Annotated in this window: 8 protein-coding genes; 1 reads left to right on the top strand and 7 read right to left on the bottom strand. The window is 69.2% G+C overall.

Features of this window, described 5'->3' with window-relative positions; translation table 11 throughout:
* Positions 1 to 120: 120 nt before the first annotated feature.
* The 5 genes from ACFWF2_RS17665 to ACFWF2_RS17645 form a co-directional block, all read right to left on the bottom strand.
* Positions 121 to 684, bottom strand: a complete 564-nt coding sequence (locus ACFWF2_RS17665) for an alpha/beta hydrolase (RefSeq protein ID WP_379308492.1) — start codon at positions 682 to 684, stop codon at positions 121 to 123.
* Positions 685 to 837: 153 nt separating this feature from the next.
* Positions 838 to 1,104, bottom strand: a complete 267-nt coding sequence (locus ACFWF2_RS17660; protein WP_379308491.1) for a YdeI/OmpD-associated family protein — start codon at positions 1,102 to 1,104, stop codon at positions 838 to 840.
* A 12-nt stretch (positions 1,105 to 1,116) separates the two neighbouring features.
* On the bottom strand, positions 1,117 to 2,700 hold the full coding sequence (locus ACFWF2_RS17655) for a cobyric acid synthase (protein WP_379308490.1): 1,584 nt from the start codon (positions 2,698 to 2,700) through the stop codon (positions 1,117 to 1,119).
* Between the two features lie 22 nt (positions 2,701 to 2,722).
* Positions 2,723 to 3,586 (bottom strand): type I methionyl aminopeptidase, encoded by an 864-nt coding sequence (gene map, locus ACFWF2_RS17650; protein WP_379308489.1) that lies wholly within the window; start codon positions 3,584 to 3,586, stop codon positions 2,723 to 2,725.
* 13 nt (positions 3,587 to 3,599) lie between these two features.
* Positions 3,600 to 5,894 carry an FdhF/YdeP family oxidoreductase gene (locus ACFWF2_RS17645; RefSeq protein WP_379308488.1) on the bottom strand — a complete coding sequence of 765 codons (2,295 nt, stop codon included), beginning with the start codon at positions 5,892 to 5,894 and terminating at the stop codon, positions 3,600 to 3,602.
* A gap of 150 nt (positions 5,895 to 6,044) precedes the next feature.
* Between ACFWF2_RS17645 and ACFWF2_RS17640 the strand changes: the two genes are divergently transcribed.
* Positions 6,045 to 7,028, top strand: a complete 984-nt coding sequence (locus ACFWF2_RS17640) for a class I fructose-bisphosphate aldolase (protein WP_379308487.1) — start codon at positions 6,045 to 6,047, stop codon at positions 7,026 to 7,028.
* On the opposite strand, the gene ACFWF2_RS17635 is transcribed toward ACFWF2_RS17640, so the two are convergent.
* Both ACFWF2_RS17635 and ACFWF2_RS17630 read right to left on the bottom strand, forming a co-directional pair.
* On the bottom strand, positions 7,029 to 8,186 hold the full coding sequence (locus ACFWF2_RS17635) for a GAF domain-containing sensor histidine kinase (protein ID WP_379308486.1): 1,158 nt from the start codon (positions 8,184 to 8,186) through the stop codon (positions 7,029 to 7,031).
* A complete protein-coding gene (locus ACFWF2_RS17630; protein ID WP_379308485.1) occupies positions 8,183 to 8,839 on the bottom strand; it encodes a response regulator in 657 nt (218 codons plus the stop codon). The genes ACFWF2_RS17635 and ACFWF2_RS17630 overlap by 4 nt, the downstream gene beginning before the upstream one ends.
* Positions 8,840 to 8,887 lie beyond the last annotated feature (48 nt).

Genomic DNA, 8,887 nt, shown 5'->3' with positions numbered 1-8,887 from the left:
TGACCCCCCCCCCACCGATAACAACACCCCTATTAGCGGCGGCCGCTTCTTTTGTTAAAACGACCCCCCCGCACGCGCTCGCCCGGGGGGCGGGCCGGGCCCGGGGGCCCCGCCCGCCGCTCACCAGAGGCTGGTGCGCAGGACGATCTCGGTGGCCAGCTCGTGGGCGCCCTCGGTGGCGATGTTGTCGACCTCGAGGGGGACCACCCGGAATTCGCCGTACACGAAGCGACCCGACGCGTCGGCGGTGGCGCGCGCCAGGCCCTTGGTGACCAGCATGGTGACCGGCAGCTCCAGCGGCGGACAGGCCGGATCGTCGGCGTTGCCGTCGGCGTCGGGCACGGCCGGATGACCGTGATCGGCGACCACCAGGCTCATGAACCGGCCGAACCGTCCCGCACACAGCCGCCAGGCCAGCGCCGCACCGGCGCCGCGGCCTGCGACGTTGACATACGGCAGCTCGAGCTCGTCGAGAATGACGTGGATCGCAGGCGGTTCCAGCCCGTCGACGGACTCCAGCACGACGGTCTGCAGATCGGATTCGTGCAGGCGCGCGCACACCTGATCGAAGACGTCGGCAGGGTCGTCCGCGTCGGGAAGCAGCAGTACATTGTGCCGCGATGACGGCCCGTCGACCCGCACTGTCCAAGCCCGGTCACCGACCGTGATCTGCCGAGATTTCATGCCGGTGTACGGTACACGGCCAGGCTGAACACGGCAGGTCGTTCCGCTCGTGATGACCGGTCTGTTTTCACCCCTGTCCTGCGGTTTCCCAACGCGGAGCGCCCGAATTGCCAGACCTGTCACAGCGGACTCGAGCCGACGTTTCTCGCGCCGCTATCGGCCGGTGCGCTCGCGGTGCTTGCATCCCGGCCAGCAGCAGGGGCGGCGCTGTCCTTCGGCCAGCTCTTCCTGGGTTCGCCGGATTCGGCGTTCCCTGGTCGCGGGCTGCTTGGCGTCCTCGACCCAGCAGATGAACTCGTTGCGGGCCAGGGGTGTGATGTCGCGCCAGGCCTCGAGTGCCACCCGATTGGTGAGCAACGCCGACCGCAGGTCCGCGGGCAGCGCGTGGACCACGCCGCCTGGCACCGGTTGACTGCTCATGCGGTCACGCTATCAACTGGGCTCGGGGTGCGTCTGGACTGTTCCGGTTCGAATGACGGGCAGGTCGGTGGGGGCGCCGGCGTGGATCAGACGGTCCAGCGCCGGGAGGTCGACGTGCTGTTCGACGAGGTCGGCGAGGAGGTCCAGCTGGGCGGATCGGATGGCCGCGACGGAAGTGGTGGGTGCCACGGCGAAACCGGTGCGGCCCGCGTGGGTCGCGACGTCGGTGAGCCAGGTGCGGCGGAACTCGTCGGATTCGAGGAGGCCGTGGACGTGGGTGCCCCAGATCGCTTGGCGCGCACTGCCTTCGGAGGTGCCATCGATGGTCAGCCAGGCCGGGTCGGCGTTGCGGGCGACGCGGCCGTGGTGGATCTCATAGCCGTGCAGGGGTAGTTGGCCCGCCACGCCTGTCACTTGACGGGCGATTTTCGGGTTCGCGAATTCGATGTCGAGGTCGAGCAGGCCGAGTCCGTCGGCCACGTACGGCTGGTCCGGCTCCGCGATCGATGGATCCGCGGTGTGTTCGACGCCGTCGACGATGCGACGGCCGAGCATCTGGTAGCCGCCGCAGATGCCGAGAATGGGGCGGCCTGCTGCGGCGCGGCCGCGCAGGGCATCGCCGATTCCCTTGGTGCGCAACCATTCCAGGTCGGAAATGGTGGATTTGGATCCGGGGAGGACGACGAGGTCGGCGGTGGTCAGCTGATGGGGACTGTCGGCCCAGCGAACGGCGACGCCGGGTTCGCAGGCGAGGGCTTCGATATCGGTGGAGTTGGAGATGCGGGGCAGGCGGATCGCGGCGACGGTGAGCCACTCGGAGCCGTGGGGTGGCGCCGGTCGGCCGACGGGAGTGCCCGCGACCGTGCCGAGGGAGTCCTCGGCGTCGAGCCACAGCTCTTCGGCGAAGGGCAGCACGCCCAGCGTGGGGCGCCCGGTCAGGGCGGTCAGCTGGTCGAGGCCCGGCTGGAGCAGCGAGACGTCGCCACGGAACTTGTTGACGAGGAACCCCGAGATGAGTTGCTGGTCTTCGGGTTCGAGCACCGCCACGGTGCCGAACAGGTGGGCGAGCACTCCCCCGCGATCGATATCGCCGACCACCAGAACCGGAAGATTCGCCGCCCGTGCCAGACCCATGTTCGCCAGATCCGTAGCGCGCAAATTGATCTCGGCGGGCGATCCAGCGCCCTCACAGATCACCACATCGAATTCCGCACGCAGCGAGGCGAGTTCGGCCGCGACTACCTCGCGCAAATGCTGCCGGCGAGTGAAATAGTCACGCGCACCGACAGTTCCGATCGCCCGGCCCCGCACCACCAACTGCGAGCGCCGGTCGCTGCCCGGCTTGAGCAGGACCGGGTTGAAGCGCACGCTCGGCTCCAGCCCGCACGCCCGCGCCTGCAACGCCTGCGCGCGACCGATCTCCCCGCCGTCCAGCGTGACGACGGAGTTGTTGGACATGTTCTGCGCCTTGAACGGCGCCACCCGCACCCCACGCCGGGCCAGCATCCGGCAGATGCCCGCCACGACAACGCTTTTCCCCGCGTCGGAGGTAGTGCCCGCGACCAGCAGCGCCCCGCGCACGCCCGCGTCGCTCATGCTGCCGACTCCAGCGACAGACTCACGGCAGGGTCAGGATTTCCGCGCCCGTTTCGGTGACGACCAGGGTGTGCTCGAACTGCGCCGTCCACTTGCGGTCCTGGGTGACCACGGTCCACCCGTCGTCCCAGATGTCGTAGTCGATGCCGCCGAGATTGATCATGGGCTCGATGGTGAAGGTCATGCCGGGCTCGATGACCGACTCGATGTTGGGCTGGTCGTAGTGCAGGATCACCAGGCCGCTGTGGAAGGTGGGGCCGACGCCGTGGCCGGTGAAGTCGCGGACGACGCCGTAACCGAAGCGGTTGGCGTACGCCTCGATGACGCGGCCGATCACATTGAGCGCGCGACCCGGCTTGACCGCCTTGATCGCCCGGTTGGTGGCCTCTTCGGTGCGCTCGACCAGCAGCCGCACCTCCTCGTCGACATCGCCGGCGAGGAAGGTCCTGTTGGTGTCGCCGTGCACGCCGTGGATGTAGGCGGTGACATCGATATTGACGATGTCACCGTCCTCGATGACGGTCGAGTCGGGGATGCCGTGGCAGATGACCTCGTTGAGCGAGGTGCAGCAGGACTTGGGAAAGCCCTTGTAGCCGAGCGTGGACGGGTAGGCGCCGTGGTCGCACATGTACTCGTGCGCGATGCGGTCCAGCTCGTCGGTGGTGACGCCGGGCGCGACCGCCTTGCCCGCCTCTTCGAGCGCCTGGGCGGCGATCTTGCCCGCGATCCGCATCTTCTCGATGGTCTCGGCCGTCTGCACCCAGGGCTCGTGCCCCTCGTTCGCGGTCTTCTTCCACACGTACTCGGGACGCTCGATGGAACGCGGGACATCCCGGATCGGCGACTGGGTGCCGGGAACGAGTGGCTGACGGGTGCGCACGGACATAAAGGGAGTGTAGCTAGGACCCCTGCACGGTGCTGTGACGCGGTTCGAGGCGGACGACGATGCCCTTGGAGGTGGGGGTGTTGCTGATGTCGGCGACGCTGTCGAGCGGAACGAGCACATTGGTCTCGGGGTAGTAGGCCGCCGCCGAGCCGCGACTGGCCGGGTAGGCCACCGCGACGAAGTTCTCCGCGCGGCGCTCGACCCCGTCGTGCCAGACGCTGACCAGGTCGACCACGTCGCGATCGGCCAGCCCGAGCTCGGCCAGGTCGTCGGGGTTGACCATCACCACCCGGCGCGCGTTGTGGATGCCCCGGTAGCGGTCGTTGTTCGCGTACGGGATGGTGTTCCACTGGTCGTGGGAGCGCAGCGACTGCAGCAGCAGATGTCCCGGCGGCACCGCGAGCATGGCGAAGTCGTTGCAGGTGAACTCCGCCTTCCCACTGGCGGTGCGGTAGATCCCCTGGTTGACCGGGTTGATCAGCCGCAGCCCACCCGGCCGGTCGACGCGCTCGGTGAAGTTCTCGAAACCGGGCACGACCCGGGAGATGCGGTCGCGCACGGTGTCGTAGTCGGCTTCGAATTGCGCCCACGGGATCGCCGGGGTCGCGCCGAGCGTGCGCTGGGCGAGCCGGGAGATGATGGCGACCTCGCTGAGCAGGTGGGGCGAAGCCGGGTCGAGCCTGCCGCGGGACGCGTGCACCTCGCTCATCGAATCCTCGACGGTGACGAACTGCTCACCGCTCGCCTGGATGTCGCGATCGCTGCGGCCGAGGGTGGGCAGGATCAGCGCCGTCTCACCGCAGACCGTGTGCGAGCGGTTGAGTTTGGTGGAGATCTGCACGGTGAGCGCGCACTGCCGCAGGGCGGCCTCGGTCACCGCGCTGTCGGGTGTCGCGCGCGCGAAATTGCCTGCGACACCGACGAATACCTTCGCCGTGCCGTCGCGCATGGCACGGATCGCGGCGACCGAGTCCAGGCCGTGCGCGGCGGGCGGGGTGAAGCCGAACTCGGTGCCGAGCGCGTCGAGGAAGGTCTGCGGCATCCGTTCCCAGATGCCCATCGTGCGGTCGCCCTGGACATTGCTGTGCCCGCGAACCGGGCACACCCCGGCGCCGGGGCGGCCGAGATTGCCGCGCAGCAGCAGGAAGTCGACGATCTCCCTGATCGTCGGCACGCCGTGCTTGTGCTGGGTCAATCCCATCGCCCAGCACACGATGATCTTCTTCGAGGCGAGCACCTGCTCGTGCACCTGCTCGATCGCCGCCCTGGTCAACCCGGTGGCCTCGAGCGCGGCGTCCCAGCCGAGCTGCCTGGTGTGCGCGGCGAAGGCGTCGAAGCCATTGGTCTGGGTGCCGATGAAGTCGTGGTCGAGGACGGTGCCCGGTGCGGCGTCCTCGGCTTCGAGCAGCAGCCGGTTCAGCGTCTGGAACAGGGCCAGGTCGCCGCCGGGGCGGATCTGCAGGAAGTGGTCGGCGATGGCGGTGCCGCGCCCGATCACCCCGCGCGGGACCTGCGGGTTCTTGAACCGGATCAGCCCGGCCTCGGGCAGCGGGTTGACCGCGACGACCTTCGCGCCGTTGCGCTTGGCCTCTTCCAGCGCCGAAAGCATCCGTGGATGGTTGGTGCCGGGGTTCTGGCCGACGACGAAGATCAGGTCGGCGGCGTAGATGTCGTCCAGCGACACACTGCCCTTGCCGACACCCAGCGTCTGATTCAGTGCCGATCCACTCGACTCGTGGCACATGTTCGAGCAGTCGGGCAGATTGTTCGTGCCGTAGGCCCTGGCGAAGAGTTGCAGCAGGAACGCGGCCTCGTTGTTGAGCCTGCCCGAGGTGTAGAACAGTGCCTCGTCCGGCGAGTCGAGCCCGCGCAGCGTGGTGGCGATCAGGGCGAGGGCGTCGTCCCAGCCGATCGGCTCGTAGTGGGTCGCGCCGGGCCGTTTGACCATCGGCTCGGTCAGCCTGCCCTGCTGATTGAGCCAGTAGTCGGACATGCCGTCGAGTTCGTCCACGGGATGGGCGCGGAAGAATTCCGCGGTGACGCGGCGGGTGGTCGCCTCGTCGCTGACGTGCTTGGCGCCGTTCTCGCAGTACTCGTTCTTGTGCCGATGTTTCGGTTCCGGCCAGGCGCAGCCGGGGCAGTCGAAGCCCTCGGTCTGGTTGACGTTCAGCAGCGTCAGCGCGGTGCGCTTGGCGGAGGTCTGCGACAGCGAGTACTCGAGTGCGTGGACCACCCCGGGAACACCCGCCGCCCAGGTCTTCGGCGGCGTGACCGACAGGTCGTCGGCGGGGTCATCGATCGAGGTCATCACCGGCTTCTTTCCGTGCCGCGGCACTGCGGTCAGACAGGTTGACCAAAAGGCTTCCCAGTTTCGTGCCGGTTGTCAACGCGGCAGTTCACACCCGGTATCGCCCGCAGGGGTGAGGACGCGGTCCGGAACCGCTCGCATGATCTCCCCATGACGACACTTCCCGCCACGACTCTCGCCGCCGTCGCCCAGCAGCTGACCGGCGACGGCCGCGGCATCCTCGCCGCAGACGAGTCGATCAAGACCATGTCCGCCCGCCTGGAACAGGAAGGGATTCCCGCGAGCGCGACCACCCGGCGCGACTACCGCGAACTGCTGCTCACCGCCGACGGCCTGGCGGAATGGATCAGCGGAATCATTCTGTGCGACGAGACCTTCGGTCAGGATCTCGCCGACGGCCGCGCGTTCCCGGTCGCGGCGCGCGAGCTGGGCATCCTGCCCGGCATCAAGGTCGACACCGGCACCACCGGACTCCCCGGTCAGGGCGGTGCTCTCGTCACCGAGGGTCTCGACGGGCTCGGCGCCCGATTGGCGTCCTATGCCCAGCGCGGCGCCGCGTTCGCCAAGTGGCGGGCGGTCTTCGACGTGCGGTCGATCACGCCGTACGCCGCGCACGCCAACGGGCACGCGCTGGCGCGCTACGCCGCGCTGTGTCAGCAGCACGGCATCGTCCCGATCGTCGAGCCGGAGGTGCTGTGCACCGGCGACCACGACCTCGACGCCTCGACGCAGGCGACCCGGCTGGCTCTGCGGTCGGTGTTCGCCGCGCTCGATGCCGCCGGTGTCGACCTGTCGGGCATCGTGCTCAAGCCGAATTTCGTGACGCCGGGTCTCGACGCCGCGCCCGCGTCGGTGGACGACGTGGTGGGTGCGACCTTCGCGGTGCTGCGTGAGACCGTGCCCGCCGAGGTGCCCGGCATCGCGTTCCTGTCCGGTGGGCAACCCACCGAGCAGGTCTGCGACTACCTGCGCAACCTCACCATCCTCGCGGGCCGGCCCTGGGCGGTGACCTTCTCGTTCGGCCGGGCGCTGGTCAGCGCGGCCCTGCACACCTGGGCAGGTCAGGCCGAAGTCGGTGCGGCGCAGCAGGTTCTGCTCGACAACTGCCGCAGCGCCGCCGAGGCGACCCGCTGACTACCGGATGGGCAGCTCGACCAGCAGGATCGTCCCGCGCCCCCGCATCGACTCGACCCGCAGCGAGGCCTCGATGACGGCGCAGCGCTCGGCGATCGAACTCAGACCGAAATGCTGCTCACCGTCGACGGCCCGAGCTTCCCGGCGGGCGACCGGGTCGAAGCCTGCGCCGTCGTCGGAGCAGCCGAGGACGACCGAGTCGCCGACCCGGCGCAGCGACAGCACGATCCGGTTCGCGCCCGCGTGCTTGACCGCGTTGGCCAGCGCCTCCTGCGCGATCCGGTACAGGGCCGCTGCCGCGTGGTCGGGGATGTCACCGACGGCGGCCGCCGGGTCGACGAGCAATTCGATCGTCGGCCCGTCGCCGCTGCTCGCCGTGTGCACCAGCGATTCGATCGCGGCGACCAGGCCGAGGTCGTCGAGGACGAGGCTGTGCAGCCCCGAGATCGCCGACCTGGTCTCGCTGTAGGCGAAGTCGGCCAGTGCGCGGGCGCTGATCAGCTCTTCGCTGGCACGTTCCAAGGCACGCGCACCGGCTTCGTCACCGGTGGCGACGTGGGCGGCGAGTTCGGTGACGGTGAGGCCTGCCGCGGACAGATGGAACGACATGGACGCGAGCGCGGTGGTCACCCCGTCGTGCAGGTCGAAGGCGATCCGGCGTCGCTCGGCCTCCTGCGCCGAGATCGCTTGCTCGACAAGGCGATCCCGCTCGCTGCGGTGCCGATTCACCGTGCGCCACAACCGGTGCGCGTGCAACCACAGGCCGAGGACCGCCGCAGCGGATTCGGCGCACGCGAGATCATCGGGCCCGAACGGTTCGGCCGGGTCGCGGTGCGCGGCCAGCACACCGACCACCGCGCCGTCGATTCCCGGCAGCGGCACGCACATCCGGGTGACCGTCTGGTCGGGGTCGAGCCGTAACAGCTTGCGGTGCAGCGCATTGCGTGGCGAGTCGATGTCGAGCAGCACGGGTTTGCCGGTCCGCGCGACCAACCCGGTCACCCCGAACCCCACCGGCAAGGTGAGCGAGCCCGCCGACGGATGCGCGGGCCACAGGTCGACGATGGCGAGGTCCTGCCCGTCGACGGCATAGAGCAGCACACCGTCAGCGGCGAGGAGCGCGGCGAGCTCGGCCGCCGTCGGCGCCGCGGCCGTCAACGGAACAGCCCCTCGCGCAACGCGACCGCGATCGCCCCGCTGCGATCGGATACCCCGAGTTTGCGATACAGCCCGCGAATGTGGGTCTTCACCGTGTCCTCGCTGACCACGAGCTTGCCCGCCACCGCCCGGTTCGAATACCCGGACACCAACAGCCCCAGTACTTCCGACTCCCGCTGGGTCAGGCCCAGATGCGCGCCGGACCAGAACTGCCCCGCGTCGAGCCGTGCCGCGGCCAGCGCCACCCGACCGGCCAGCGCCGGATCGACGACGGTCTCCCCCTCCCCCGCCCGCAGCAGCTGGGCGACGAGTTCGCGCCCGTCGACCCGTTTGAGGATGTAGCCCGCGGCGCCGGCGCGCAGGGCCTGGTAGAGGTAGTGCTCGTCGTCGTACACGGTGAGCAGGACGACCTTCGTCTCCGGGTACTGCGCGGTGATCTGCCTGCACAGATCGAGCCCGCTGGCCTTGCCGATGCGGACATCGCACAGCACGATGTCGGGCCGATGCTCGGCGACCATCCGCAGCGCGGCGGTGTCGGTGGTGGACTGCCCGACGATGACGACCTCGTCGGGAAAGTGGCCGAGCATCGCGTCGAGCCCGTGCAGGACCATCTCGTGATCGTCGACGAGCACAAGCCGTAACGGGGTCGGCATACCGCCAGCCTACGGCCGAAAACCTCGGTGGTTACCGGCATTTCCCGA

Origin of the sequence: Nocardia sp. NPDC060259 (assembly GCF_042728775.1) — a bacterium.
Lineage (GTDB): Bacteria > Actinomycetota > Actinomycetes > Mycobacteriales > Mycobacteriaceae > Nocardia.
Note: the sequence above shows the minus strand (reverse complement) of the source record. Positions and strands in the feature narration are given on the sequence as shown.

Bases quoted from the DNA above. Each gene is read 5' to 3' on its own strand.
- ACFWF2_RS17640 (WP_379308487.1), top strand. From the start codon at position 6,045: ATGACGACACTTCCCGCCACGACTCTCGCCGCCGTCGCCCAGCAGCTG.
- ACFWF2_RS17645 (WP_379308488.1), bottom strand. From the start codon at position 5,894: ATGACCTCGATCGATGACCCCGCCGACGACCTGTCGGTCACGCCGCCG.
- ACFWF2_RS17630 (WP_379308485.1), bottom strand. From the start codon at position 8,839: ATGCCGACCCCGTTACGGCTTGTGCTCGTCGACGATCACGAGATGGTC.
- map (WP_379308489.1), bottom strand. From the start codon at position 3,586: ATGTCCGTGCGCACCCGTCAGCCACTCGTTCCCGGCACCCAGTCGCCG.
- ACFWF2_RS17665 (WP_379308492.1), bottom strand. From the start codon at position 684: ATGAAATCTCGGCAGATCACGGTCGGTGACCGGGCTTGGACAGTGCGG.
- ACFWF2_RS17660 (WP_379308491.1), bottom strand. From the start codon at position 1,104: ATGAGCAGTCAACCGGTGCCAGGCGGCGTGGTCCACGCGCTGCCCGCG.
- ACFWF2_RS17655 (WP_379308490.1), bottom strand. From the start codon at position 2,700: ATGAGCGACGCGGGCGTGCGCGGGGCGCTGCTGGTCGCGGGCACTACC.